This window comes from Mesorhizobium erdmanii USDA 3471, from assembly GCF_000472705.1.
In the GTDB taxonomy this organism is placed as follows: Bacteria; Pseudomonadota; Alphaproteobacteria; order Rhizobiales; family Rhizobiaceae; genus Mesorhizobium; species Mesorhizobium erdmanii.
Genome location: NZ_AXAE01000017.1, coordinates 22,320 through 47,865, shown reverse-complemented (window position 1 = coordinate 47,865; position 25,546 = coordinate 22,320). Strand labels below are relative to the sequence as shown.

Genomic DNA, 25,546 nt, shown 5'->3' with positions numbered 1-25,546 from the left:
CTGGGAGGGTACCGTGTTTCCCTGGCGCCGAAAAGATGGGCCACGCCGGATTCGACCAAAGCCCATGATGCCAGGCCGCCATGGCTTGTCAGCGAAGGTCACGCAAATATGATATCAACAACGCCGTGAAAACATTGCGCGGCCATGAATGGACGATCAAATCACCGCCATGCAAAGCTTGAAAATCCTGCTGCTCGGCGCCGCCATCGGATCGGCGACTGTCCTGCCCGCTTCTGCCTCGTCGTCGGCCTGGTACAACAGCGAAGGCGGCAAAGTGCGGCTGGTGACATCGGGCAAACCCGACGAGGCCGGCCGTATCCTCGGCGTTCTCGACATCGCGCTCAAGCCAGGCTGGAAGACCTATTGGCGCGACCCGGGCGACGCCGGCGTGCCGCCCCAACTCGACGTTTCGGCCAGCACCAACATAGCCGGTGCCACGCTCGCGTTCCCGGCACCTCAACGCCACGACGATGGTTATGGCAAATGGGCCGGCTACAACTATCCGATTTCGCTGCCTGTGACCTTCAAGCTGGCGACGCCGGACCAGCCGGCGGTGATCGATGCCGATATCTTCCTCGGCATTTGTGAAACGATCTGCATCCCCGTGCAGACACGGCTGACCGTCGACCCGACTTCCGAGCCTGACAATGCCGACGACGCGGCCCTGGTTAAGGCAAGTTTCATGGCTTTGCCGGCACCGGCAAAGCCCGATTTCGGTGTCAATGTGCTGCCGGGCGATCACGAGACGCTGGTTGTCGAGGCGAGTTTTCCCGGTGCCCCGGAGGCAGCGGATTTCTTCGTCGCCGGCGAGCGGGACTACATGTTCGGAACCCCTTCCCGCAGCGAAGAGGACGGCAAGCTGATCTTCACCGTGCCGATCCTCGACCGGCCTTCGACGACACCCACGGATGGCGGACTTCACTACACGCTGACGAGTTCGGCGGGCGCGGTCGAGGGGCTTTTGCCTTTTCCTTGAAGCGCGCTGTATTGAAACGAACTCATGCGATGCGCTTCGAGGTCGTCTCCTTGAACATGTCGTTGCTCCAAAACCGCTGCGCACTTTAGGCGACATGTACTGATCCAGCCTGCCCAAACGGTTGCAGGAGGCCGCCGAGTTCGCTACGCAAGCACGCGTCCTTCCCCATTCCCAAGCGAGGAACTCATGACCATTTCCGTTGGCGACAAGCTGCCCGAGGCAACTTTCAAGACGATGACCACCGACGGCGCGAAAGCGATCACGTCGGCCGAGATTTTCACCGGCAAGAAGGTGGTTCTGTTCGGCGTTCCCGGCGCCTTCACGCCGACCTGCAGCAACAACCACCTGCCCGGCTATCTCGAAAACCATGACGCCATCCTGGCGCGCGGCGTCGACACCATCGCCGTCGTTTCGGTCAACGACGCCCACGTCATGGGCGCCTGGGCACGTTTCACCGGGGGGGAAGGCAAGATCCTGTTCCTCGCCGACGGCAATGGCGATTTCGCCAAGGCGGTCGGTCTCGATGCCGATTATTCCGGTGGCGGCATGGGCCTGCGCTCGAAGCGGTTTTCAATGATCGTCGACGACGGCAAGGTCACCGCGCTCAATGTCGAGACCAAGCCTGGCGTCGACGAGTCCGGCGCGGCCCATATTCTGGGGCAGCTCTGAGCTTCAGCGACCACGTCGGGCGAGGACCGCAACTGCCGGCCTCGCCCGACAACCGGTTGGACTCCAGAACGGCCGGCTTTCGGGGGGATTTCAGCGATGTTTGATATCTTGTGGCGCGCTATCGCGATCGGCATCGGCGCCACGGTGCTGATGGATATCTGGGCCTTCTTTCTTCACTGGGCATTCGGCCAGCCGCGACCGAACTGGGGGCCGCCCGGCCGCTGGGTGTGGCACCTCAAGGACGGCAAGGTCTTCCACGACGATATCGCCAACGCGACACCTTACGCCCATGAAGTAGCGCTGGGTTGGGCCTTCCATTACTTCACCGGCATCGTCTACGGCATCATCCTCGTCGCGTTGACTGGCGCGGCCTGGCTAGCCGCGCCGACTTTCCTGCCGGCCTTCATCCTCGGCATTGTCACCGTAGGCGCCGGCTGGTTCCTGCTGGCGCCCGGCATGGGCGCCGGATGGGCGGCCTCGAAGCGGCCCAATCCGATGCGGGTCCGCGCGCTCAACCTGGTGTCGCACACGGTGTTCGCGCTCGGGCTTTGGGGCACCGCGCTGCTGATCCGCTGAGGGTTCAGGGCTGTTCCAGTCTGTCGATCGGCCGCCATCCGTGGATGAGGTGACGCGCACCGATATCGTAGGCAAAATAGTTGCCGCCGCGCGCTGGCTGATCCGCTTCACGGCTAATCTCCCGCCCGCTGAAAGACAACAGCAGGAGCGTTCCAACACCTCCATGGCCGGTGAATGCAATGTCGCCGGCCCCGGCCCCATGAAGCACGGCCTCGACCTCGCTCACAATGCGCTGCTGCGCATCGATCGCCCGCTCCCAGCCACGAATGCTCTCGTGCGGACTGGCGAAGAACTGATCGGCGACCGCTTCAAACTCCGGCGGCGGCAGGAAGCCCGTCGCCGACCGGTCGTTCTCATGCATGCGTTCCCTCACCTCGACGGCAAGATCGAGGTGCCGCGCGAGCACCTCGGCGGTTTCAACCGCCTTGCGTTCGCCCGAGGATACCAGACGCATGATCGATCCGACCCATGGCTGGCTCAGCATCGCCTGCGCCCTCGCACGCCCGACGTCGGACAAGCCCCAATCCGGCACGGGAACGCTGGCGTCGATCTGAACCTGAGGATGGGTGATGTAGTAGGCGATCGGCACGACAGGATCTCCCATCAGTCGAGGGCCGCGGAGCCGGGCCTAATAGCTTTGGGTCGATCGACGCGCCTTCGTGACCGTCGGCTGCTTTGCCTGGAGATCCGGCTTCGGAGCGGACACCACCGGCTTGAAGGAGCCTTTCTTGAACGGCGCCATGCCTTCCCTGGCCAATTCGTCGGCGCGTTCGTTCTCGGCGTGGCCGGCATGGCCCTTGACCCAGTTCCAGGTCACTTTGTGACGGCGGTTGGCTTCGTCGAGCGCCTGCCACAGTTCACCATTCTTGACCGGTTTCTTGTCGGCGGTCTTCCAGCCGTTCTTCTTCCAGCCATGGATCCACTTGGAAATGCCGTCCATTACATATTTGCTGTCGGTGTGAAGCTCGACCGTGCAAGGCTCCTTCAACGCGTTCAGCGCCGAGATGGCGGCCAGCAACTCCATGCGGTTGTTGGTCGTCTCGGCCTCGCCGCCCGATAATTCCTTGGTCTTGCCGTTGAAGCGCAGTATGGCGCCCCAGCCGCCGGGGCCTGGATTGCCCGAACAGGCGCCGTCGGTGAAGATTTCAACCTCTTTGGTCATGTCAGTCCGTATTCCGAAGGAGACCTGATTGCGCGGTGGAAGCGCATGCGGCGGATGTATTCGGTGGGGTCGCGTTTCATGACCAGCCCGCCATCGGGAACGGTCAGCCAGTCGTAGAGCCGGGTCAGCATGAAGCGCAATGCCGAACCGCGTGCCAGCATCGGCAATGCCGCCTTTTCCTCGCCGCTCAGCGGACGCACACTCTGATAGCCAGCGAGCAGCGCCTTGCCCTTGGTGAGGTTGAAGGAAAAATCCTTCTCGAAACACCAGGCATTGAGGCAGGTGGCGACGTCGTAGGCGTAGAGGTCGTCGCAGGCGAAATAGAAGTCTATCAGGCCGGAGAGTTTTTCGCCCAAGAAGAAGACGTTGTCCGGAAAAAGATCGGCATGGATGATGCCCTCGGGAAGGTCTTTCGGCCAATTGCGCTCGAAATCGGCGAAATCGGCGTCGACCTCGGCCGCCAGGCCCGGCTCGACCTCGTCGGCTCGGTCACGGGCCGCATCCCAAAGCTTGCGCCAGCCGTCGATGGCCAGAGCGTTCGGGCGGGTCATCGGAAAATCGGCACCAGCAAGGTGCAGGGCGGCCAGCGCCTTGCCGACCTCGGCGCAGTGCGTCGCCGTCGGCCGCCGCAGCGACAACCCTTCGAGGAAGGTGATGATGACCGCCGGCCGGCCGGCCAGCGTGCCGATCACACTGCCGTCATGCGCGGTCACCGGCAGCGGGCAGGACACACCCTTGTTGGCGAGATGGCCCATCAGTCCGAGGAAAAACGGCAGATCGGCTTTCTCGACGCGCTTTTCATAGAGCGTCAGTATGTAGGAGCCGCAGGAGGTGTGCAGCAGGAAGTTTGAGTTCTCTGTGCCCTCGGCAATGCCCTTGTAGGACAGGAGATCGCCGACCGGGTAGTGTGTCAGGAAAGCGCCGAGTTCGCCCTCCGCAACGTCGGTATAGACCGCCATGTGTCTTACGCGGCCCCGTTGACGAAGGCCATGTCGGCCGGCGTCAGTTCGACATCGCGCAATACCCGCATGACCGGAAAATCCTCTGTTTCGGTGGCCGTTATGGCCAGGTCGATGGTGACATCGAAGCGCTGGCGGAACGCGTCGATGATCTCGTCGACGATGATCTCCGGCGCCGATGCCCCTGCCGACAGGCCGAGCGTCGAAATGTTGCCGATGTCATTCCACGGAATCTCGGCGGCGCGCTGTACGAGAAGCGACATGGTGGCGCCGGCACGCTCAGCCACTTCGACAAGGCGACGCGAATTGGAGGAATTGGGAGCGCCGACGATCAGATAGAGATCAGCGCCTGGGGCAGTGTCCTTGACCGCTTCCTGGCGGTTGGTGGTGGCGTAGCAGATCGATTCCGCCGCCGGCGCCTGCAGGTCGGGAAAGCGGTCCTGCAGCGCACGGATGATGCCGGCTGTGTCCTCGACCGACAGCGTGGTCTGGGTGACGAAGCCAAGCGCCTTCGGGTCGGCGGGCACCAGCGTCGCGGCGTCGGCTTCGGTCTCGATCAGCGTCACCGCGCCCTCCGGCAATTGCCCCATCGTGCCGATCACCTCGGGGTGTCCGGCATGGCCGATCAACAGCACATGGCGGCCGAGCCGCTGGTGGCGCATCGCCTGCTTGTGCACCTTCGAAACCAGCGGACAGGTGGCGTCGAGGTAGAACAGGTTGCGCGCCTGCGCGTCCGCCGGCACCGATTTCGGCACGCCGTGGGCCGAGAAAACGACCGGCGACTGCCTGTGCTCGGCCGGAATCTCGGAAAGCTCCTCGATGAAGACGGCGCCAAGGCTTTGCAGACCCTCGACGACGTAGCGATTGTGAACGATCTCGTGGCGGACATAAACCGGTGCGCCGTATTTCTTCAGCGCCAGCACGACGATCTGGATGGCACGGTCGACGCCGGCGCAAAAACCGCGCGGCTGGCAGAGCCGGATCGTCAGAGGAGGCTTGGCGATTGTCTGAAGCATTGAATCCTGGCCGGTTCGTCAGCGCCGAAATGAGGTGCCTACCCCTGTTCTGTCAAGAGCGGGCTCTGTCAAGAGCGGGCCCTGTCAAGGGTGTCGATAGAAAGAGGGCTGCTTGCCTTCATTCCTCTTTCGCAGGACGGCGAAGCCGCAGCACGAGCACGGCGGCGAGTGCTGCGGCAAGCCCGTACCAAGTCATTGCATATTGCAGGTGGCTGTTCGGCAGGTCGATGATGGTGACGCCGCCGATCGGCAAGCCGCCCGGATTCGGCGTCTTGTCGGCATCGATGAAGATCGGCGCCAGCGTGAAGCCTGCCGGCAGGCCGGCGCTCGCCGCCATCACGTCGCGGTCCTTCCAGTAGAAGATGTTCTTGGCCACATCATTGTCGGGGAGCATCATCGACGGCTTTGCCGGCAGTGGATTGCGGGCAAGTCCGGTGATCGTGACCCTCCCCGCCACCTGCCCCTTGGCGCGCTTGGCGGCATCCTTGAGGTCGTATGGGATGAAGCCGCGATTGATCAGCACGAAGCGGCCATCGTCCAGCGCCAGCGGCGTGTAGACGTTGAAGCCGGCGTCACCTTCCCAGGTCGCGTAGAAATGCCGCTCACCGGCATGCAGGAAGGTGCCAGAGACCGTGACCGGCGTGTAGTCGACGTCGCCGGTCGAGGCGAATTGCTTCTCGACCTCGGCCAGCGGCAGCGGCGCCGAATGGGTGCGCTGGTCGATGGTCTGCAGCAGGCCTTCCTTCCAGTGCAGGCGCTGGACCTGCCAGGTGCCGAGCGCCAGCAGGATCAAGAGCAGCATCAGACCAAGGCCGAGCAGCAATGCCGATCGTGGCCGCGAACGGCCGTCACTGTTTACCGATGCCCCGCTCATTCGCCGCGGTCCAACCTGCCTTCGGCTGCCTTGTTGGCATATTGCAGGGTGAGCAGCACGCCCTTGATCAGCCGCAGAGCCGTCAGGCACAGCACCAGGGTGAGCGGAACCCAGACCAGCAGATGCAGCCACAGCGGCGGGCTCAGCGTCACGTCAACCCAGAGCGCCAGGCCGACGATGATGAAGCCGATGATCAGGATGACGAAGACCGCCGGTCCGTCACCGGCATCGGCGTAGGAATAGTCGAGGCCACAATTGACGCAACGTTTGCCGACGGTGAGGAAGCCGGAAAACAGCCTCCCCTCGCCGCAGCGCGGGCAACGGCCGTGAAGGCCAGCCGAAATCGGATCGATCGGAGGCCAGATCGCTTTGTCGTCATTCATCGCTATTGCTCGATCTTGATCGGTGTCCCATCGGCCACCATTGCCCAGATTTCGTCCCTGTCGGAGTCCGTAACCGCAATGCGGCCGTCGGTCCAGTCGACCAATTGAAGCAGCCAGCCGCACCAGCAAAGGGAATTATCAGCCGCATCGGCGATCGATCGGCGATCATTGCTCCGAAAAGAAGAAGGCGGCCACGTCGCCGCGGCCGCCTTCTCAACGTCGAAATCCCGACCGGGATCAGTGGCCTTCGATGACCGCGCCGACCGATCCCCAGACGTAGATGGAGGCGAACAGGAACAGCCAAACCACGTCGACGAAGTGCCAGTACCAGGCCGCCGCCTCAAAGCCAAAATGCTGCTTGGGGGTGAAGTCGCCCTTCATCGCCCTGACCAGGCAAACCAGCAGGAAGATGGTGCCGATGATGACATGGAAGCCGTGGAAGCCGGTCGCCATGAAGAAGGTGGCGCCGTAGATGGAATCCTTGAAGCCGAACGGAGCGTGCATGTACTCGTAGGCCTGCACCATGGTGAACAGCATGCCGAGGCCGACGGTCAGCACCAGCCCGTTGATCAGCCCCTTGCGATCGCCATGAATGAGCGAATGGTGCGCCCAGGTGACCGTGGTGCCCGACAGCAGCAGGATGATGGTGTTGTAGAGCGGCAGATGGAAGGGATCGAGAACTTCCATGCCCTTGGGCGGCCAGACACCACCGGTGAACGTGTGGCGCGCGTAGTTCTGCGCCTCACCGGCAAAAAGGCTGGCGTCGAAATAAGCCCAGAACCAGGCAACGAAGAACATCACCTCGGAGGCGATGAACATGATCATGCCGTAGCGCAGATGAAGCGAGACGACCCGCGTATGATGGCCCTCATGCGCTTCCTTGATCGTGTCCGACCACCAGGCGAACATGGTGTAGAGCACGATCACGAGGCCGATGAAGAACAGCCAGGGATTGGCGATGTTGAAGCCGAAGATCGGGAACGTTCCGCCCTTCAGATATTCCATTAGGGCGACACCGCCAAAGGCCATGACGAGCGCGCCGATCGAGCCCAGGAAAGGCCACGGGCTCGGGTCGACGAGATGATAGTCGTGATGTTTTGCGTGCGCGTCTGCCATATCAACCCCCGAGATTTGCTTCGGTATCTGAAATTGTCTTGCTGGTGCCCTGGGCCGGCCCCGAGGAGGCGACCGGCTTGTTCTTCTCGACCGGGAACATCGTATAGGACAGCGTGATCGTCTTCACGTCCTTCAGTTCCGGCACATTCACGATATCGGGATCCACATAAAAGAGGACCGGCATGTCCAGCGTCTCGCCGGGCTTCAGCGACGTATCGGTGAAGCAGAAACACTCGACCTTGTTGAAGTACGGGCCTGCCAGTTCCGGCTGCACGTTGAAGGTGGCTCGGCCGGTAACGGGGCGATCGAACTTGTTGGTCGCCTGATAGTGCGCCTGCACCGTCTCGCCGATCTTCATGGTCATCGAGCGCTGGACTGGCTGGAACTCCCACGGCACGCCGGCGATGTTGGCGTCGAAGCGCACGGTAATCTCGCGGTCGAGCACGCGGCCGGCATACTGCTTCTCGGCACGTTGCGTCGTGCCGCCATAGCCGGTCGCCTGGCAGAACATCTTGTAGAGCGGGACTGCGGCATAGGCCATGCCGATCATGCCGGTGAAGAAGGCAAGGCAGACGGCCGCCACGATGGCGTTGCTGTTCTTGCCGGCCGGCTTTCTGGGCGTCTCGATGCTCATCACATCGTGCCCAGATTGTGGCCGAACTTGATGATCGTGGCGATGTAGAAAATGACCACCAGCACCGCAAGCGCCACGCCTATGGCGATCGACCGGCTGCGCTGGGCCTTCTTCTGACGATCGGTCAAGGTGACCGTCTCGAGCTTTTCCTCGACCATGATCATGCCCCACCCATGGCAAGCGCGCGTTCGACAACGCTGTCGGCCAGGTAGGCCGCGAAGATGGCGAAGAGATAGAGCAGCGAATAGGCAAACAGCGCCTTGGCCGGTTTCATGGCGCGGTCGTCATCGGCCATGCCGAGCACTCTCCACGCATACCAGACGAAGCCGACGCCCAACAGCACGGCGGCGACGCCATAGAAAGGCGTGGTGTAGCCCAGAAGCCAAGGCAGCACGCCGACCGGGGCGAGCACCAGCGCATAGGCGAAAATCTGGCGGCGGGTCGACGCCTGGCCGGCGACATTGGGCATCATCGGGATGCCGGCGCGCCCATAGTCCTCGGACTTGAACAGCGCCAGCGCCCAAAAATGCGGCGGCGTCCACAGGAAGATGATGAGGAACAGGACGATGCTTTCGAGGCTGACCGACCCGGTCACCGCGGCCCAGCCGATGACCGGCGGAAAAGCGCCGGCCGCGCCGCCGATGACGATGTTCTGCGGCGTCGAACGCTTCAGCCACATCGTGTAGACGACGGCGTAGAAGAAGATGGTGAAGGCCAGCAGCGTCGCCGACAGCCAGTTGACCAGCACGCCGAGCGTCATCACCGACAGCACCGACAGCACCAGGCCGAAGCTCAGCGCCTCATGCGGCTGAATGCGGCCCGAAGGCACCGGACGGCCGGCGGTCCTGGTCATCACCGCGTCGATGTCGGCGTCGTACCACATGTTGAGCGCGCCCGAGGCGCCGGCGCCGATCGCGATCGACAGGATGGCGATCACCGCCAGCAGCGGATTGATGGTCACGGGTGCGGCGACCAGGCCGACAAAGGCCGTGAACACCACCAGCGACATGACGCGCGGCTTCAGCAGGGCGAAGAAATCGCCCGCCGTCGCTTCCGACATGCGGAAGCCCGCTTCGTCAATGCTGGTTTCGTCGACTAGGGCCATGCGTACTCGGTTCCATCCGTTTGGCCAAAACCGCCGGCGGACCGGCGGTTTCGATTCCTGGCTGCCGCCTTACTTGATCTTCGGCAGCTGCTCCCACTGGTGGAATGGCGGCGGCGAAGGCAGCTGCCATTCGAGCGTGGTGGCGCCCTCACCCCATGGGTTGGCACCGGCGATCCGCTTCTTCTGGAAGGCTTCGAACACGCCGTAGAGGAAGATCGCCACGCCGACGGCCGAGATATAGGAGCCGATCGACGACACATAGTTCCAGCCGGCAAACGCGTCCGGATAGTCGATGGTGCGGCGCGGCATGCCGGCGAGGCCAAGGAAATGCTGCGGGAAGAAGATCAGGTTGACGCCGACGAAGGTGACCCAGAAGTGGGTGTTGGCGATAACGGGCGAATACATGTAGCCGGTCATCTTCGGGAACCAGTAATACCAGCCGGCGAAGATGGCGAACACCGCGCCCAGCGACAGCACGTAGTGGAAGTGGGCGATGACGAAATAGGTGTCATGCAGCGAGCGGTCGAGACCGGCATTGGCCAGCTGAACGCCGGTGACGCCGCCGATGGTGAACAGGAAGATGAAGCCCAGTGCCCACAGCATCGGCGTCTTGAACGAGATCGACCCGCCCCACATCGTTGCGATCCAGGAGAAGATCTTCACGCCCGTCGGCACCGCGATGACCATGGTGGCGAAGACGAAGTAGCGCTGCGTGTCGAGCGACAGACCGGTCGTGTACATGTGGTGCGCCCAGACGATGAAGCCGACGGCGCCGATCGCGACCATGGCGTAGGCCATACCGAGATAGCCGAACACCGGCTTCTTGGAGAAGGTCGAGACGATGTGGCTGATGATGCCGAAGCCCGGCAGGATCAGGATGTAGACTTCCGGGTGACCGAAGAACCAGAATAGGTGCTGGAACAGGATCGGGTCGCCGCCGCCATCGGGAGCAAAGAAGGTGGTGCCGAAATTGCGGTCGGTGAGCAGCATGGTGATTCCGCCTGCCAGAACCGGCAGCGACAACAGCAGCAGGAAGGCGGTGACCAGCACCGACCAGGCAAACAGCGGCATCTTGTGCAGCGTCATGCCCGGAGCGCGCATGTTGAAGATGGTGGTGATGAAGTTGATGGCGCCGAGGATGGACGAAGCACCGGCAATGTGGATCGACAGGATCGCCAGATCCATGGCCGGTCCCGGCTGACCCGAGGTCGACAGCGGCGGATAGAGCGTCCAGCCACCGCCGACACCATAGGTGCCCGGCGCGCTCGGCATGAACATCGAGGTGAGCAGCAGGATGAAGGCCGGCGGCAGCAGCCAGAAAGAGATGTTGTTCATGCGCGGGAACGCCATGTCGGGAGCACCGATCATGATCGGTACCATCCAGTTGGCGAAGCCGCCGATCAGGGCCGGCATGACCATGAAGAAGATCATGATCAGCGCATGCGCGGTGGCGAAGGCATTGTACATGCTCTTGCCGCCGTCGATCGCGGCGTCACCGTTCATCCCGTAGACCATCTGCGCCAGACCGCTGAAGATCTGGATGCCAGGCTCCTGCAGCTCCATGCGTATGGCGACCGAGAGCGCGCCGCCGACGATGCCGGCCATGATCGCGAAGATCAGGTAGAGCGTACCGATGTCCTTGTGGTTGGTCGAATAAACCCAGCGCACCCAACCGTGATAAGGCTTGTGGTCGTGCCCGTCGTGAGCTGCAGCGTCTGCCATGTTCCGCTCCGTTCCCTAAATCTTGCTAACCAGCGACATCAATTGCCGGCGGCCGCTACCTTGTTCTGGCCATCGACCTCGGCCATCAGCGTCTTGTTGGCGCCGGGCAGATCGGTCTTGGCCGCAGCCAGCCAGGTCTTGAACTGCGCGTCGGAGACGACACGAATGGCGATCGGCATGAAGGCGTGATCCTTGCCGCAGAGCTGCGAGCACTGGCCGTAGTAAAGGCCTTCCTTCTCCGCCTTGAACCAGGTTTCGTTGGTGCGCCCCGGAACGGCGTCCATCTTGATGCCGAAGGAAGGCATGGCGAAGGAATGGATCACGTCGGTCGCGGTGACGAGCACGCGCGTCATCGTGTCGACCGGCACCACCAGTTCATTGTCGACGGCGAGCAGGCGCGGATAGACCTTGCGATCCTCCTTGCCGGCCTTGGCGCGATCGCCATCCTGGAGGATGGCCGAATTGAATGAGAGGGTGTTGTCGGTCTGGTACTCGTAGTCCCAGTTCCACTGGTTGCCGGTCGCCTTGACGGTCAGCTTCGGCTCTTCGCCGGGCGTATACTGCGCGGTCAGGAGCTTGAAGGAAGGAATGGCGATGAAAAGCAGGACGACGACGGGTCCCACCGTCCAGATCACTTCGATCAGCGTGTTGTGGCTGGTCTTTGCCGGCACCGGATTGGCGCTCGCCCGGAACCGGACGATGCAATAGGCGAGAAGAAGGAGCACCAGAAGGGTGATCGGGACAATAAACCACATCGTGTAGTTTCCGAACGCCTCGATCTGCCGCATCATGTCGGTGGCCGGCGCCTGGAAGGTCGTCTCCCACGCCACGGGCTGATCGGCATGGGCGGATGTGCCGGCGAAAAACGCGGTGGCAGCCCCAGCACTGGCTAGAAACTTGGCGTCTGCTAGGAATTTTCTCATCGCCCTCTTCGTCTCCCAGTTCCTCGCGGCCGCGCCAACGAGAATAACGAACAATGCCGGGACGGGAATCCCGACAGTCTCAAGGTGGTTCAAACCATACTCTTTTTCCCTCCGCAAGAAAGGAGCGGAGGAAACTGTGCGGCATTTTTGCGCGCAAGCCGGCATGGCACTCTCGGGGCCGCGGCCACGGCGGCGAATCGCGTATGTCCGGCAGCCCGCCCGGCTCGTATCGACGAGGACCGCAGAGCGTCGCAATTCAGGCGAAATTGGCAGAGAAAAGCGGTGTATCGCCTGTTTCGGGACAGTTCGGCCGCGGTCTCGTCCTTTACTTGGCATTGGCGCGGCTTAAAGTGCCGTGATTCGCAATGGAGCCGTCATGAACTCTTGGCTTTCGAGACTGAGGCATACGAGACTGGGACTTTCGACCACCTTGGCGAAAGCCATTTTTGTCGTTGCCCTGTCGGCTGCCGGTCTGCTGGGCGCCAGTCAGGCCAATGCCGCCCAGCCAAGCGGCACGGTGCGCTCGACGCATGGCGCTTGGTCGATCATCTGCGACACGCCGGCCGGTGCCACCTCCGAACAATGCGTGATGATGCAGAATGTCGTCGCCGAGGATCGTCCGGAGATGGGGCTGTCGGTGGTCGTGCTGCGCACCGCCGACAGCAAGGCCGAGATCCTGCGCGTGCTGGCGCCGCTTGGCGTGCTTCTGCCGAACGGCCTCGGCCTCAATGTCGACGGCAAGGACATCGGCCGCGCCTATTTCGTGCGCTGCTTCCAGGATGGCTGCTACGCCGAAGTCATTCTAGAAAAGCCGCTGCTCGACACGCTGAAGACCGGCACGTCGGCGACGTTCATCGTCTTCCAGACGCCTGAAGAAGGCATCGGCATCCCTGTCGATCTCAAGGGTTTTGCCGACGGCTTTGCCGCCCTGCCCTGATAGCCCGGCGCTTGCACACCAAATGTGACGCAGGCGGCCTGTCGGCCATCGCATTTGTGCTGAGATCGCGGCGAGCGATTGTCTCGGCGCGCCTTCACGCCTACATCGTGGGAAACGAACTCCCTTTCCACGGATGGACGCGCCATGAACAGCCTGATCGGCCAATTCGACATTTCAGACGACCGCATCAAGCAGATCGTCGCCGACACCATCAATGGCGCCGACGACGGCGAGCTGTTCCTCGAATATAGCGAGAGCGAGGCGCTGATGTTCGACAATGGCCGGCTGAAGACCGCCAACTTCAACACCGACCAGGGCTTTGGCCTGCGCGCGGTGGCCGGTGAAGCCAGCGGCTACGCTCATTCGAGCGACCTGTCGGAGGCCTCGCTGGTGCGCGCGGCCAATGCCGTCTCGACCGTCAAGGGCGGCTATTCCGGTACGCTTGCCGCCGCACCCGCCCGCACCAACCGCCATCTCTATGGCGACGAGAACCCGATCCCCTCGCCTTCCTTCGAGGCCAAGGCAAAGCTGCTGCAGGAAATCGACGCCTGGCTGCGGGCCGAGGATCCGCGCGTGCGCCAGGTGACGGCCTCGCTCGCCGCCTCGTGGCAGCATGTCGAGATCGTGCGCGCCGACGGCCAAATGGTGCGTGACATCAGGCCGCTGGTCCGCATCAACGTCTCGGTCGTGGTCGGCGACGGCGACCGCCAGGAAAGCGGCTCCTACGGCATGGGCGGACGCAAGGCGTTCGGCGACTTCCTGATCGAGGACAGCTGGAAGCACGCAGCCAAGGAAGCGCTCCGGCAGGCGCTGGTCAATCTCGATGCAATCCCCGCCCCGGCCGGAACCTTCGACATCGTGCTGTCCAGTGGCTGGCCGGGCGTCATGCTGCATGAAGCCGTGGGGCACGGGCTGGAAGGCGATTTCAACCGCAAGAAGACCTCCGCTTTCGCCGGCCTGCTGGGCCAGCAGGTCGCCGCCAAGGGCGTCACCGTCGTCGACGACGGCACCATCCCCGAGCGGCGCGGCTCGCTCACCGTCGATGATGAAGGCACGCCATCGGCCCGCAACGTGCTGATCGAGGACGGCAAACTGGTCGGCTACATGCAGGACCGCCAAAACGCCCGATTGATGGGCATGAAGGCCACCGGCAACGGCAGGCGCGAAGGCTACGCGCACCAGCCGATGCCGCGCATGACCAACACCTACATGACTTCGGGCGACATGGAGCCGGACGAGATCATCGCCTCGGTCAAGAACGGCATCTACGCCGTGTCCTTCGGCGGCGGCCAGGTCGACATCACGTCGGGCAAATTCGTGTTCGGCTGCACCGAGGCCTACATGATCGAAAACGGTAAGGTGACGCAGCCGATCAAGGGCGCGATGCTGATCGGCAACGGGCCGGATGCCATGCATCGCGTCTCGATGGTCGGCAACGACATGAAGCTCGACAATGGCATCGGCATGTGCGGCAAGGCCGGACAGGGCGTGCCGGTCGGCGTCGGCCAGCCGCATCTCAGGATGAACCAGATGACGGTCGGCGGGACACGGGTATGAGGATGCAAATCCGGCAGGCTTGAATAGCTTCCAAGACAAGGCTATCTTACCTTTGTCTTACATGAAGGCATGGTGCGATGGCTGCCACAGAAAAAACTATAACGACCATCTCCACCAAGGGGCAGGTAATCCTGCCCAGCGCGATCCGAAAACGGAAGGACTGGGGCGCGGGTACCCGCCTGCTGGTCGAAGACACTCCGGATGGAGTACTTTTGAAATTGGCTCCGGCCTTCGCCCCGACTCGACCAGAAGATGTCTTTGGCGTCTTGCCGCACAGTGGCAAGCCGAAGGCGATGGAGGAAATGGACGCGGCCGTTCTTGCTGAAGCACGGCGACGCGATGCTCGCAATTGATACCAACGTTGTCGTTAGATATTTGACGAACGACGATCCTGAGCAGTCCCCACGAGCCCGGCGGCTGATCGATGATCAACCCGTATTTGTCGCTGTCACGGTAATCCTGGAGACTGAGTGGGTGCTGCGCAGTGCCTATGGTTACAGCCAGGCGGTGGTCGCCAGCGCATTGCGAGTGTTCGGCGGGTTGCCTACAGTTGAGCTGGAAGATGCTGCGCTGGTCTCCTGCGCGCTAGACCTGTCGGACGCGGGAATGGATTTCGCGGATGCGCTGCATCTGGGGAAATCAGCTCATTGTGCCGGCTTGGCAACCTTTGACCGTAGTTTTCTCAAGGCTGCCAGGGCGGCCGGATATGATAGCGTGCGGGAACCATAACGACGAGGCGCGGCCGGCGCTCCGACGGTCGAACTTAGTCCAGCTCCGCGATTGAGGCTGGCATTTTCCAGCCTCAATCCCGGTCGGCACCATGAAGTGAACACAATCGACGTTAGGAAATCATTAAGTCTTTAACTGCCTGGGCTGCCTTTGCGCACGAACGCAGCACCAGCTTCCTCGTTGCGGTGGTGGTTTTGGCAATGCGGCATGTCCCCGTCCTGACTTCGTCAATCCTGCTTGGCTTCATTTCGTTGATTGGCGCGACATCGCTGCAAGTCAGCCCGGCGGCGGCACAATCGACCTTGTTCAAGCGAATATCGGCGCAATCATCCGGGGATGGGTCACTCTCCGCCGCCGTTGGCGGCGCCACCAGCGTCCCCTACGGTTGGGTCGATTTCTGCCATCGCCGGCCAAAAGAGTGCAAGGTGCCCGCCCTGCCGGCCAAGAACGTCAAGCTGACCGCGCAAAACCTGCGCATCCTCAAGCGGATAAACCTCAAGGCAAACAACTCCATCAAACCCGTCAGCAACTTTGAGCATTGGGGCACGATGGAAGACCATTGGGATTACCCTGTCGACGGCACGGGCGACTGCAAGATCTACGCACTCTACAAGCGCAAGCTGCTTCAGGAGGCTGGATTCCCCCGGCAGGCGCTGCTGATGACCGTGGTGCACGACCTTGACAATGAAGGCCACACCATCCTGACGGTGAAAACCGACAAGGGGGATCTGGTCCTCGACAACCTGGTCGACGAGATCAGGCCCTGGAACGCAACCGGCTACTACTTTGTGAAACGCCAATCACAGCAGAACCCGAATATCTGGGTGTCGATCAACCGGCGAGGCGGCACGCCGAAGACCCTTACGAATGTCGCCAAGCTCGTCGACTGAGGGGCCTTGTCAGAACCGTAACGGGTCGGGCACCGTGGACGCTTGACGTTTCAGCGCCCGCCCTTGACTGAGCCAAAGTGACACCGGCTTCAGACCGAAACCCGTGATATTTCTGATGCTGCCGCCAGCCTCCCCGGCGGGGCAGGCTGGCAACAATAAGCGATAGTAGCTCCTGATCAGGTGGGCTTGCCGCCGTTCTTCTTGCAGTCGGCCCGGAACTTCTCGCGTGCCTTGCCATGCAGCTTCTGGGCATCGGCAAGCGCCGAACATTGCTTCGAAATCGCAGTTTTCTCAGGCGTCATGGTAGTCGTCTTTGCCTTCTTCGCGGGAGCGGCCATGGTGGTGGCCGGCGCGGTCGTGGTCGCTGCTGTCGTCGCTGCCGCGGCAGCTCCCGTCACAATGAACCCGGCTACGGCGATAGACGTCATAACGCTTGCAATCCTCATTATGCTCACTCCGTTGAGGCCCCCCGGCGCTGACTGGGTATCAGCGAGCCGAGTCACTGCGCAATCTTGGCGGTGGCCAACCACGCAGTTGTGATCGGATAGCGGGTAGCGGCCGCGGCCCGCGAGGTTTTGTCGCCGCCCGACGCAGCCGGGTCGCCTCACAAAGCGACCGGCGACGCGTTTCAAGCCTCTGTCTCATGCATGTCCCGACCCAAGCCGGACCACCTCTGGGCAGACGTGTGCTATTTCTTGCACGCCGGCTCATTGGGGTGCCCGCAAGACGGCTTCTTGACGGCCGGCGGCTGCGGTGGCCTCGGCTGTGCCTGCCGCTGCACCTGCTGCATTTGCTGCTTCGGCTGGGCGTGGAACTCCGGCCTCGGCGGCTTGGGCTGCCCCAGCACCTTTAGCTGCGGATTGCCGTTGTTGACCTTGAATTTCTGCTGGACATTGCCGCCACTGTTTCCGTTGGCAGGCAACTTGTGGAATTTCGGCCCGTTGCCATTGCCGTTGACCCCATTGGCCTGACCGTTCGTCTGGCCGCTGTCCTGATTGTGAAGCTTCTTGAACTTTCCGCTGGGCGGGTTCTGGCCTGAATTCTGGCCATTGACCGCCGATGGGTTGTTCACTCCATTCGCCGCAGGCGTGCCGTTGGCGCCCCGGAGCTTGCGGAACTTGGCGTCCTTACCGGTCTTGCCTATACCGTTCTGACCCTGGCCATTGGCCGCGTTTTGCCCGTTCACCACTGGGTTGCCGGTCACGGCATTTCCACCAGCCGTGACCTGCTTGTTCAGGAGTTTCCTGGACTTGTTCTTGGGCAGCGAGTTGTTGGGCAGGTTCTGTCCATTCAAAACCGGCTTGCCGTTGACGAGCGGCAGGGCCTTGCCATCGGCACCGGGCAAGGCATGACCTGTCAGCTTGTCGGCAGGCAATGTTTTCGACTGCGGCGTGGCACCGCCCGGCTGCTGGCCACCCTGCCCAGGCTTCACCGGCAGGCCGGCCGGATTCTGCTTGGACAGCACGGTCGCCTTTTTCTGCAGGAAGGCCGGCAGTGCCACCTTCGTCGCCAGTGCGGCCGCGCCCAAGCCCACGGCGCCCGCAGTCAATTTCTGGCCGGTGGTGAGACCACCGCCTTGGTTGTTGTTCTCGTTGATCGTCGTGTTGTTGACGATGGTGGTGTTGTGGATGTTGTTGAAGATGACGTCGTTCGGCGGCGGGAAGATGTCATGCGGAGGATTCACCCAGGCCGGGACCGGCACGAAGACAGGCGTCGGCAGAAGGAAGATTCCGGCTGGCGGCGGTGGTGGCGGGAGTTCGATGAAGTCGCGCGGCCGAGGCTGCAGGAAGATCACCGTTACCGGCGGAGGCGGATCGAAGTCGAACTCGGGGTCGTCGAAATAGAGCACGGGCCGGTCGACGTAGACGATCTCTTCCGGCGGCGGCGGCGGCACGTCATAATCATAGACGGCAAAACCCTGCGGCGGCTCTAGGGCAGCGTCGAAATGCTCGAGCCGGCGACGGGCATCCCAGGCATGGGGGCCGTGCGGATAGCGATCGAGATAGGACCAGTAGGCTTCGGGCGTATCCCTGAGCCAAGTCTGGCGCCAGGTGATCGCCTCGCGCCGCGCGGCCAGAATGGCGCGCACGCGCCTGGCCATCGGGTCGTGCGGATAGGCGACGATGAAATCCTCATAGCCGCGCATCGTATCGCGATCGAGGGCCGCGATGTAGGCGTCATGCGCATCGAAGTCGCGGATCTCCTTGGTCCGGTTTGTCCGCACCTCGTCGGCCGAAACCTGTGGCGCCGGAGCATCCGGACCGCGCTCGAAGAATACGAAGGGATCGGTGATCTTGGAGGCGTTCCAGGGCACCTCCGCGCCCTGTGTCACGTCGTTGACGCGCAGCCGCGTGCGGTCGAACACGTCGCCAAGTTGCAGCCCTCCATCCCTGATCATTTCGGCGAGCGCCTGGGCATAGGCACCGTACGGTCCCTTGCCTTCCGGCGCGACCGTACCCGGCGCCGCGTTGAAAGCGATCAGCATGTTCGGGTCGGGATCGACCAAAGCGAGGCCGCCGGCCAGCGGCTGGTTCGAGCGTGCGAAGGAATTCGGCCGCGCCGCGTCGAGCACGACGATGTTGACCTTCGTCGGCAGCGCGGCGAGCGGCTTGGTGAGGTCGGAGACCCGCACGGCCGCCATCGGTACGTCCGCGGCGTTGGTGATCTGGGCATCGATGGGCGCAAAATAGTTCTCACCCTCGAACTGCAGACCCTGTCCGGCCAGATAGACAAACACCACCGCGTCGGGACCGGCTGCCGTCACCTTGGCGAGGAAATCGCGGTAGGCGCCACGCAGCGATTCCTGGTCGACATCGCGCGCACCGACCACGTCGAACCCCGCCGCCTGCAATGTCTGAGCGATCAGGCCCGCGTCATTGGCGGGCGTCGCCAGCGCGCCAGCGGGGTAGGCGGCGTTGCCGATGACGAAGGCAAGGCGCTTTTCGCCTTGTGCCAGCGCCCCGGCCGTCGACCCGAAGGCGAACATGGAGAGGGCAAGGAAAAATGCCAGGAATTTCAAGACCGTCCGCATTACGATCGTCCGTCCGGTGAGAGTGACTATGCTTCCGCCCAACAACTCGACTAGGCCGGTGCAAAAGGGCGGCTTTGCGGCGCCTTTCTGTTTCGAGTGGCTGGATTGCCCGATCTCAACTAAAAGTGATCATCGGCGGCTCAGCCGCGCCTTCTCCTGGGCTTTTCCAGCAGGGCGACCGCCTCGACATGGTGAGACCACAGGAACTGGTCGATCGGTGTCACGCTTTTCAGTTGATAACCGCCGTCAAGGAGGATGCGCAGGTCGCGAGCCAGCGTCACCGGGTTGCAGGATACCGCGGCAACGAATGGAACATCGGACCGGGCGATCTGCTTCGACTGGTCCTCGGCACCCGCCCGCGGCGGGTCGAAGACAAGGCCGTCGAAGGCGTTCAATTCCTTGAACGTCAGCGGCCGGCGAAACAGGTCGCGGCGTTCGCCCGTCACCCGCTTCAGACCGGTTGCGAAGCGTGCCCCCCGGTCGAGCGCCGAAAGGGCCGGCGCGTCGCCTTCCACCGCATGGACTTCCGACTTCTCGGCAAGCCGGAGCGCAAAGCTGCCGCAACCGGCGAAAAGATCGGCGACCTTTTTGGCGCGCTTCAGATGTCCGCCAACGATCCCGGCCATGGTCTGTTCGGCGGCCTCGGTTGCCTGCAGGAAGGCGCCGGGCGGCACGGCGACAGCAACGCTGCCGAACATGACCACAGGCTTCCTTGGCTCGATGACGATCTCGTCATCGATGGACAGTCTGGCAAAGCCTTGCGCAAGGACAAAATTGGAGGCGATGCGGCGCTGGTGTTCTCCGAGTTTGCCGGACTCATGCACCGCGACATCGAGGCCGGAACCGGTCACGGTGACCGCCATGCGGAACGATTTGGTGGTGGCACATATCAAGTCTGCCAGCCCCCTCAGCCGGTCGAATGCGGCGACGATCTCGGGCAGCGAGATCGGGCATTCGGATATGGAGATGATTTCCGGCGACAAATGGCGGTTGAAGCCGAGCAGCATCCCCGTCTCGGTGCGCCGAGCGGCAAGCACGACACGGCGGCGTGAGTGCGGTGCGCAGGCGACCAGCGCGCCAATTTCGCAATCGATGCCCTTGAGGGCGTGCACCACCTTGTCGCGTTTCCACTGACGATAGGCTTCGGCCTCGAAATGCTGGAGGGCGCAGCCGCCGCATTCGGTGAAATGGCGGCAGGCGGGTTCGATGCGCAGCGGCGAGGCCTCCAGCACCGCCATCAATGTAGCGCGATCCTTTTCACGCGCGGCGGTAACGGTCTCGCCGGGCAGCGTGAAGGGAATGAACAGGTCGCCGCTTTCGGTCTCGGCGATGCCGTCGCCCTGCGCGCCAAGCCTTTTGATGGTGAAGCGTGCGCTCATCGATCCTTGACCCCACCAAGCAGGAATTCGCGATTGCCGTCGCCGCCTTCGATCGGCGACAGGTGCAGGCCGAGCGAGCGCCAGCCGGGAACGGCATCCAGCCACTCCTGGAGCTGGCCGGCGACACGGGCGGCATCGAAGGGATCCTTCAACAGACCACCCTTGCCGATCGCCTCGCGGCCCGCCTCGAATTGCGGCTTGACCAGAAGGATCGCGGCGGCACCGGGCTTCGCCAGGACCAGCGCCGGCGGCAGCGCCAGTCTCAGCGAAATGAAGCTGACGTCGGAGACGATGAAATCGGGCAGACGGCCGGCAAGATCCGCGGCAGTTAGATCGCGGGCATTCAGTCCCTCGATGGCCGTTACGCGCGGATCGCCGCCGAGATCGGGATGCATCTGGCCGTGCCCGACATCGATTGCGGTGACATGGGAGGCGCCACGTTCCAGCAGCACCTGGGTGAACCCGCCGGTCGAGGCACCGATGTCGAGCGCCTCCCGGCCAGAGGGATCGAGGCTGAAATGGTCGAGCCCGCCGATCAGCTTCAGCGCCGCGCGGGAGACATAGCCTTGCGCTGGATCATCGACGGCAAGGAGGCATTGCGGCGAAACGTTCTGACCGGGCTTGCGGGCGATGGTGCCATCAACCGTCACCGTGCCGCGCTCGACCGCGTCGCGGGCGCGCGAGCGGCTGGCAAACAGGCCGCGCTGGACGAGCAGGTCGTCGAGCCGCTGGCGTGTGCTGGCTGGTAAGGGCGAATTCATCGGCCTTCTCTGGCGAAAGCCGGACGGGAACGCAAGGATATTGGGCGTGCTGGGGACTATCGATGGATAGGCATGCAAGGCTTTAGCCGCGACGCGACTTGCGGCACAATGAAAAGGGGAGCGGTTTACGTGGCGGATACCGAAGGAGGACAGATGCTGATGGGAACCTGCCACTGTGGCGCAAGCCACTGGACCCTGGAAGGCGACCCCGGGCCGGTGACGGCCTGCAATTGCACGCTTTGCCGGCGCTATGGCACGCTCTGGGCCTATGACTATGTCGATGAGCGCATTCGCGTTGCAGGACCGATGGCCAGCTATACGCGCGCCGGAAAGGACACGCCTTCGCTCGAGATCCTGTTCTGTCCGACCTGCGCCTGCGTGCTCGCCTGGCGCGGCATGCGCGCCGATGCGTCCGGCCGAACCCGCATCGCCGTCAATGTGAGGCTAGCGCCGCCCGAGGCCGTCGCCGATCTTCCCATCGATCATTTCGACGGTCTCGACACGTTTGACGACCTGCCGCGCGATGGCCGCTGCGTGCGCGATATGTGGTTCTAGAAAATGGTGCGGGACGCCTGGCGCTCGACGGCAGGAGACAAGCCGTCGTGCCCATCCCCAGATGCTTGTTCACGTGGAGGCTCAGCCGCTGACGCGGGCGCAGGATCGGGCAGGACCACAAGCTGCGGCACCTGCTTGTAGGAAAAGCCGCCACGGATGTCGCCCATCTTGCTGGCAACGATGCCTAGCGCCGCCTTTTCGAGATTGCGATCATAGCGCGTCTCGGCTACGGTCGGTGCCGCGATGGCGATTGAAAGTACTGCGCCACACAGAAGCGTTCTCATTGTTTTGTCCCCCTGCCTCACACCGATCTAGCAGGACGCCGTTGAAAAACGGCCAAGGGACACGGTAAGCAAAACGCCAAACGGCAACGTTAACAAGGCGTTACGAAATCAAGCCGGCAAACCGATTCAAGCGCTTGAGGTTTTGAGTCAGGCGCGCCGCGGGCGAGATTTCAACTCAGGCGCGCTGGGCGCGGGCCGTATGCCCGAGCGCGGTGAAAACCGTGCGCACGATGCCGGCGGCATCGAGCCCGGCGTCGGCATACATTTTTTCCGGCTTGGCGTGGTCGGTGAACGCGTCGGGCAGCACCAGCGGACGCACCTTCAGGCCGCTTTCCAGCAGTCCTTCATGGGCGAGGAACTGCAGCACATGGCTGGCGAAGCCGCCAATGGCGCCCTCCTCCACCGTCACCAGAACCTCATGCGAGCGGGCAAGCCGCCGGATCAGGTCCTCGTCGAGCGGTTTGGCGAAACGGGCATCGGCAACGGTGGTGGAAAGCCCGGCCGCGCCAAGCTCCTCGGCAGCGATCAGACAATCCTGCAGGCGCGTGCCGAAGGACAACAGTGCGACCTTGGAGCCTTCCCGGACGATGCGTCCCTTGCCGATTTCGAGAACCGAGCCGCGCTCCGGCATGTCGACGCCGACGCCGTTGCCGCGCGGATAGCGGAAGGCGATGGGGCCGTCATCATAGCTCGCCGCAGTACGCACCATGTGGCGCAGTTCCGCCTCGTCGGCAGCCGCCATCACGACAAAGCCCGGCAGACTTGCCAGGAAAGTGGTGTCGAAAGCGCCGCAATGGGTGGCGCCGTCGGCGCCGACGAAACCGGCGCGGTCGATCGGGAAACGCACCGGCAGTTTCTGGATCGCGACGTCGTGCACGACCTGGTCATAGGCGCGCTGCAGGAACGTCGAATAGATCGCGGCGAACGGCTTGTAGCCTTCCGTTGCCAGGCCGGCGGCGAAGGTCACCGCATGCTGTTCGGCGATGCCGACATCGAAGGTTCTGGACGGGAAGATCTCGCCGAACAGGTCGAGGCCGGTGCCGCTCGGCATTGCGGCGGTGACGGCGACGATGCGGTCGTCCTCGCGCGCTTCCCCAATCAGGCTTTCAGCGAAGACTTTGGTGTAGGCCGGCGCATTGGCGGGGGCCTTGGCCTGCGCGCCGGTGATGACATCGAACTTGTTGACGCCGTGATATTTGTCGGCGGCGGCTTCCGCCGGCGCATAGCCCTTGCCCTTCTGGGTGACGACATGGATCAGCACCGGGCCTTCGCCATTGTCGCGGACGTTCTTCAACACCGGGATCAGATGTTCGAGATTATGACCGTCGATCGGTCCGATGTGATAGAAGCCGAGCTCCTCGAACAAAGTGCCGCCGGTGACATAGCCGCGCGCATGCTCGACCGCCCTGGTGATCGCTCGATCGGCGCGCTTGCCGAGGTAAGAGGTCAGCTTCTTGCCGAAATCGCGCAGGCCGGCATAGGCCTTACCGGAGGCCAGCCGCGCCAGATAGGCGCTCATCGCGCCGGTCGGCGGCGCGATCGACATATCGTTGTCGTTGAGGATGACGATGAGCCGGGCATCGAGCGCGCCGGCATTGTTCATCGCCTCATAGGCCATGCCGGCCGACATGGCGCCGTCGCCGATGACGGCGATAACGTTGTTGCGGCCACCGGCGAGGTCGCGCGCGGCGGCCATGCCGAGACCGGCCGATATCGATGTCGAGGAATGAGCGGCGCCGAAGGGGTCGTATTCGCTCTCGGCGCGGCGGGTGAAGCCGGACAGGCCGCCCTCCTGGCGCAGTGTGCGGATACGATCACGCCGGCCGGTCAGGATCTTGTGCGGATAGGCCTGGTGACCGACATCCCAGATCAGGCGATCGTCAGGCGTGTTGAAGACATAGTGCAGCGCCACCGTCAGTTCGACGACGCCGAGGCCGGCGCCAAGATGACCGCCGGTGCGGGACACCGCGTCGACCAGTTCGAGGCGAAGCTCGGACGCCAGTTGCGGCAACTCGCTCTCGTCAAGCGCGCGCAGATCCGCCGGAATGCGAACCTTGTCGAGAAGCGGCGTATGCGGCGTTGCGTTCACGGGTGCTCGGGCTTTCTGTTCAACGGCGGGATAAGCCGCCGGCCGGCGAAAGTAAATGCGTGTCGGTAACGCAGGCCTGCTCTCAAAAAGACAGCGCGTCGAAACAGCCTATGCGACCCACTTTCAAGTCCTTGCTTTCGTGCACATCCTGGTCCCGAAACCGGGCCGCTTTTGGGCGATATTCACTTGTTTTTGTGCATGTCGTGATCCCAAAACCGTGCCACTTTTGGGCGACATGCATCGGTTTTTATGCATATCGTGATCCCAAAACCGTGCCACTTTTGGGCGACATGCATCAGTTTTCCGGCAGCGGAATAAACTCTTCCGCATCTCCAGGAACGATGTCGAAGCGGCCCGTCTTCCATTCCTGCTTGGCCTGTTCGATGCGTTCCTTCGACGAGGAGACGAAATTCCACCAGATGTAGCGCTTCGAACCGAGCGAGGCGCCGCCGAAAAGCATGAAATGCGCGCCGCCTTGCGACGATATGATGATCTCGTCGCCGGGCCGGAAGACCAACAGCCGCTCGGCCGGAAAGACATCGCCAGAAATCGCGACCTCGCCTTGGAGCGTATAGATGGCGCGTTCTTCCGCCTCGGCCGGTATCTTTACGCTGGCGCCCGGCGCGAGCCTGAGATCGGCATAAAGCGTCTCGGCATCGGCCCTCACCGGGGAGCGCAGCCCCTGGAAATCGCCAATGACGACACGGCCGCTGACGCCTTCGGCATCGATGTCGGGAAGCCGCAAGGCAGCGGTGTTCTCGAACACCGGGGCGACTTCTTCCTTGCCGTCCGGCAAGGCCAGCCATGTCTGCAAGCCGGAGATCGACATCGCTGCGCCGCGCAGTTCTTCAGGTGTGCGCTCGGAGTGGACGATGCCGCGCCCGGCGGTCATCAAATTCACGTCGCCGGGCTGGATCACCATTTCGGTGCCCAGCGAATCCCGATGCCTGATCTTGCCGTCGAACAGATAGGTCACCGTCGACAGGCCGATATGAGGATGCGGGCGGACATCCATTGCCTGGCCGGGACGCAGGATCGCCGGCCCCATGCGGTCGAAGAAGATGAACGGCCCGACCAGCCGCCTCTTGGCGGTCGGCAAGGCGCGGCGCACCTCGAAGCCGCCAATGTCCTTGGCGTTCGGGATGACCATCAGCTCGATCTGATCGCTGGCAAAGGCGTCGCCGGCTTCAGGGTCTTTCCCCGGGAAGAAGCTCATGGC

29 protein-coding genes are annotated in these 25,546 nt (G+C 62.9%); 9 read left to right on the top strand and 20 right to left on the bottom strand.

The features are described from left to right. Window positions 1–169 precede the first annotated feature (169 nt). From A3AU_RS0114340 to A3AU_RS0114330, 3 genes are all read left to right on the top strand, one after another. Window positions 170–976, top strand: a complete 807-nt coding sequence (locus tag A3AU_RS0114340) for a protein-disulfide reductase DsbD domain-containing protein (protein ID WP_027053457.1) — start codon at window positions 170–172, stop codon at window positions 974–976. Window positions 977–1,162: 186 nt separating this feature from the next. After that, window positions 1,163–1,645, top strand: a complete 483-nt coding sequence (locus A3AU_RS0114335) for a peroxiredoxin (protein WP_027053456.1) — start codon at window positions 1,163–1,165, stop codon at window positions 1,643–1,645. A 96-nt stretch (window positions 1,646–1,741) separates the two neighbouring features. Beyond that, the gene (locus A3AU_RS0114330; protein WP_027053455.1) at window positions 1,742–2,221 is read left to right on the top strand and encodes a DUF2938 domain-containing protein; all 480 of its coding nucleotides are present in this window, start codon (window positions 1,742–1,744) and stop codon (window positions 2,219–2,221) included. Between the two features lie 4 nt (window positions 2,222–2,225). Here A3AU_RS0114330 and A3AU_RS0114325 read toward each other — a convergent pair whose 3' ends face one another. The 12 genes from A3AU_RS0114325 to coxB form a co-directional block, all read right to left on the bottom strand. Further along, window positions 2,226–2,810, bottom strand: a complete 585-nt coding sequence (locus A3AU_RS0114325; protein WP_027053454.1) for a histidine phosphatase family protein — start codon at window positions 2,808–2,810, stop codon at window positions 2,226–2,228. A 39-nt stretch (window positions 2,811–2,849) separates the two neighbouring features. Further along, the gene (gene rnhA / locus A3AU_RS0114320) at window positions 2,850–3,383 is read right to left on the bottom strand and encodes a ribonuclease HI (protein WP_027053453.1); all 534 of its coding nucleotides are present in this window, start codon (window positions 3,381–3,383) and stop codon (window positions 2,850–2,852) included. Further along, window positions 3,380–4,342: a homoserine kinase gene (locus tag A3AU_RS0114315; RefSeq protein WP_027053452.1), complete on the bottom strand. Its 963-nt coding sequence runs from the start codon at window positions 4,340–4,342 to the stop codon at window positions 3,380–3,382. Before A3AU_RS0114315 ends, rnhA begins: the two co-directional genes overlap by 4 nt. A gap of 5 nt (window positions 4,343–4,347) precedes the next feature. Next, complete coding sequence (ispH, locus tag A3AU_RS0114310; RefSeq protein WP_027053451.1) at window positions 4,348–5,358, bottom strand: 4-hydroxy-3-methylbut-2-enyl diphosphate reductase; 1,011 nt, start codon at window positions 5,356–5,358, stop codon at window positions 4,348–4,350. A gap of 118 nt (window positions 5,359–5,476) precedes the next feature. Next, a complete protein-coding gene (locus tag A3AU_RS0114305) occupies window positions 5,477–6,232 on the bottom strand; it encodes an SURF1 family protein (RefSeq protein WP_027053450.1) in 756 nt (251 codons plus the stop codon). Then, window positions 6,229–6,615 (bottom strand): DUF983 domain-containing protein, encoded by a 387-nt coding sequence (locus A3AU_RS0114300; protein WP_027053449.1) that lies wholly within the window; start codon window positions 6,613–6,615, stop codon window positions 6,229–6,231. Before A3AU_RS0114300 ends, A3AU_RS0114305 begins: the two co-directional genes overlap by 4 nt. 237 nt (window positions 6,616–6,852) lie before the next feature. Continuing rightward, the gene (locus A3AU_RS0114290) at window positions 6,853–7,731 is read right to left on the bottom strand and encodes a cytochrome c oxidase subunit 3 (RefSeq protein WP_027053448.1); all 879 of its coding nucleotides are present in this window, start codon (window positions 7,729–7,731) and stop codon (window positions 6,853–6,855) included. A gap of 1 nt (window position 7,732) precedes the next feature. Beyond that, the gene (locus tag A3AU_RS0114285; RefSeq protein ID WP_027053447.1) at window positions 7,733–8,365 is read right to left on the bottom strand and encodes a cytochrome c oxidase assembly protein; all 633 of its coding nucleotides are present in this window, start codon (window positions 8,363–8,365) and stop codon (window positions 7,733–7,735) included. Beyond that, the gene (locus A3AU_RS1000000139845) at window positions 8,365–8,529 is read right to left on the bottom strand and encodes a hypothetical protein (RefSeq protein WP_027053446.1); all 165 of its coding nucleotides are present in this window, start codon (window positions 8,527–8,529) and stop codon (window positions 8,365–8,367) included. Before A3AU_RS1000000139845 ends, A3AU_RS0114285 begins: the two co-directional genes overlap by 1 nt. Continuing rightward, complete coding sequence (locus A3AU_RS0114275) at window positions 8,526–9,470, bottom strand: heme o synthase (RefSeq protein ID WP_027053445.1); 945 nt, start codon at window positions 9,468–9,470, stop codon at window positions 8,526–8,528. The genes A3AU_RS1000000139845 and A3AU_RS0114275 overlap by 4 nt, the downstream gene beginning before the upstream one ends. A gap of 69 nt (window positions 9,471–9,539) precedes the next feature. Then, on the bottom strand, window positions 9,540–11,192 hold the full coding sequence (ctaD, locus tag A3AU_RS0114270; RefSeq protein ID WP_027053444.1) for a cytochrome c oxidase subunit I: 1,653 nt from the start codon (window positions 11,190–11,192) through the stop codon (window positions 9,540–9,542). Window positions 11,193–11,230: 38 nt separating this feature from the next. Further along, a complete protein-coding gene (coxB, locus tag A3AU_RS0114265; RefSeq protein WP_027053443.1) occupies window positions 11,231–12,115 on the bottom strand; it encodes a cytochrome c oxidase subunit II in 885 nt (294 codons plus the stop codon). 376 nt (window positions 12,116–12,491) lie between these two features. On the opposite strand from coxB, the gene A3AU_RS0114260 reads away from it, so the two are divergent. From A3AU_RS0114260 to A3AU_RS0114245, 4 genes are all read left to right on the top strand, one after another. Continuing rightward, window positions 12,492–13,052: an invasion associated locus B family protein gene (locus tag A3AU_RS0114260; RefSeq protein WP_027053442.1), complete on the top strand. Its 561-nt coding sequence runs from the start codon at window positions 12,492–12,494 to the stop codon at window positions 13,050–13,052. Window positions 13,053–13,196: 144 nt separating this feature from the next. Beyond that, a complete protein-coding gene (gene tldD, locus A3AU_RS0114255; protein ID WP_027053441.1) occupies window positions 13,197–14,609 on the top strand; it encodes a metalloprotease TldD in 1,413 nt (470 codons plus the stop codon). A gap of 77 nt (window positions 14,610–14,686) precedes the next feature. Continuing rightward, window positions 14,687–14,962, top strand: coding sequence for an AbrB/MazE/SpoVT family DNA-binding domain-containing protein (locus A3AU_RS0114250; RefSeq protein ID WP_027053440.1), 276 nt, complete (start codon window positions 14,687–14,689; stop codon window positions 14,960–14,962). Continuing rightward, window positions 14,949–15,338, top strand: coding sequence for a type II toxin-antitoxin system VapC family toxin (locus tag A3AU_RS0114245; RefSeq protein WP_027053439.1), 390 nt, complete (start codon window positions 14,949–14,951; stop codon window positions 15,336–15,338). The genes A3AU_RS0114250 and A3AU_RS0114245 overlap by 14 nt, the downstream gene beginning before the upstream one ends. 112 nt (window positions 15,339–15,450) lie before the next feature. Here A3AU_RS0114245 and A3AU_RS1000000140335 read toward each other — a convergent pair whose 3' ends face one another. Further along, window positions 15,451–15,648 carry a hypothetical protein gene (locus A3AU_RS1000000140335; RefSeq protein WP_245235489.1) on the bottom strand — a complete coding sequence of 66 codons (198 nt, stop codon included), beginning with the start codon at window positions 15,646–15,648 and terminating at the stop codon, window positions 15,451–15,453. Here A3AU_RS1000000140335 and A3AU_RS01000000135415 point away from each other — a divergent pair. Then, entirely contained in the window at window positions 15,590–16,228 is a 639-nt protein-coding gene (locus A3AU_RS01000000135415) for a transglutaminase-like cysteine peptidase (RefSeq protein WP_081709538.1), read from the top strand. The two genes, A3AU_RS1000000140335 and A3AU_RS01000000135415, sit on opposite strands and share 59 nt — an antisense overlap. Before the next feature lie 176 nt (window positions 16,229–16,404). Here A3AU_RS01000000135415 and A3AU_RS0114235 read toward each other — a convergent pair whose 3' ends face one another. The 4 genes from A3AU_RS0114235 to A3AU_RS0114220 form a co-directional block, all read right to left on the bottom strand. Further along, window positions 16,405–16,656 carry a hypothetical protein gene (locus A3AU_RS0114235; protein ID WP_245235484.1) on the bottom strand — a complete coding sequence of 84 codons (252 nt, stop codon included), beginning with the start codon at window positions 16,654–16,656 and terminating at the stop codon, window positions 16,405–16,407. Window positions 16,657–16,916: 260 nt separating this feature from the next. Then, window positions 16,917–19,259 carry a caspase family protein gene (locus A3AU_RS0114230; RefSeq protein WP_027053437.1) on the bottom strand — a complete coding sequence of 781 codons (2,343 nt, stop codon included), beginning with the start codon at window positions 19,257–19,259 and terminating at the stop codon, window positions 16,917–16,919. A 140-nt stretch (window positions 19,260–19,399) separates the two neighbouring features. Beyond that, on the bottom strand, window positions 19,400–20,638 hold the full coding sequence (locus A3AU_RS0114225; protein ID WP_027053436.1) for a class I SAM-dependent RNA methyltransferase: 1,239 nt from the start codon (window positions 20,636–20,638) through the stop codon (window positions 19,400–19,402). Continuing rightward, entirely contained in the window at window positions 20,635–21,399 is a 765-nt protein-coding gene (locus A3AU_RS0114220; RefSeq protein WP_027053435.1) for a TlyA family RNA methyltransferase, read from the bottom strand. Before A3AU_RS0114220 ends, A3AU_RS0114225 begins: the two co-directional genes overlap by 4 nt. A 153-nt stretch (window positions 21,400–21,552) precedes the next feature. On the opposite strand from A3AU_RS0114220, the gene A3AU_RS0114215 reads away from it, so the two are divergent. Continuing rightward, window positions 21,553–21,954, top strand: a complete 402-nt coding sequence (locus A3AU_RS0114215) for a GFA family protein (protein ID WP_027053434.1) — start codon at window positions 21,553–21,555, stop codon at window positions 21,952–21,954. Here A3AU_RS0114215 and A3AU_RS0114210 read toward each other — a convergent pair. The 3 genes from A3AU_RS0114210 to A3AU_RS0114200 all read right to left on the bottom strand — a co-directional run bounded on the left by A3AU_RS0114210 (window position 21,951) and on the right by A3AU_RS0114200 (window position 25,543). Beyond that, the gene (locus A3AU_RS0114210; protein WP_027053433.1) at window positions 21,951–22,238 is read right to left on the bottom strand and encodes a hypothetical protein; all 288 of its coding nucleotides are present in this window, start codon (window positions 22,236–22,238) and stop codon (window positions 21,951–21,953) included. The genes A3AU_RS0114215 and A3AU_RS0114210 overlap by 4 nt on opposite strands. Before the next feature lie 175 nt (window positions 22,239–22,413). After that, window positions 22,414–24,327 carry a 1-deoxy-D-xylulose-5-phosphate synthase gene (gene dxs, locus A3AU_RS0114205; protein ID WP_027053432.1) on the bottom strand — a complete coding sequence of 638 codons (1,914 nt, stop codon included), beginning with the start codon at window positions 24,325–24,327 and terminating at the stop codon, window positions 22,414–22,416. Between the two features lie 295 nt (window positions 24,328–24,622). Then, a complete protein-coding gene (locus A3AU_RS0114200; protein ID WP_027053431.1) occupies window positions 24,623–25,543 on the bottom strand; it encodes a pirin family protein in 921 nt (306 codons plus the stop codon). Window positions 25,544–25,546 lie beyond the last annotated feature (3 nt).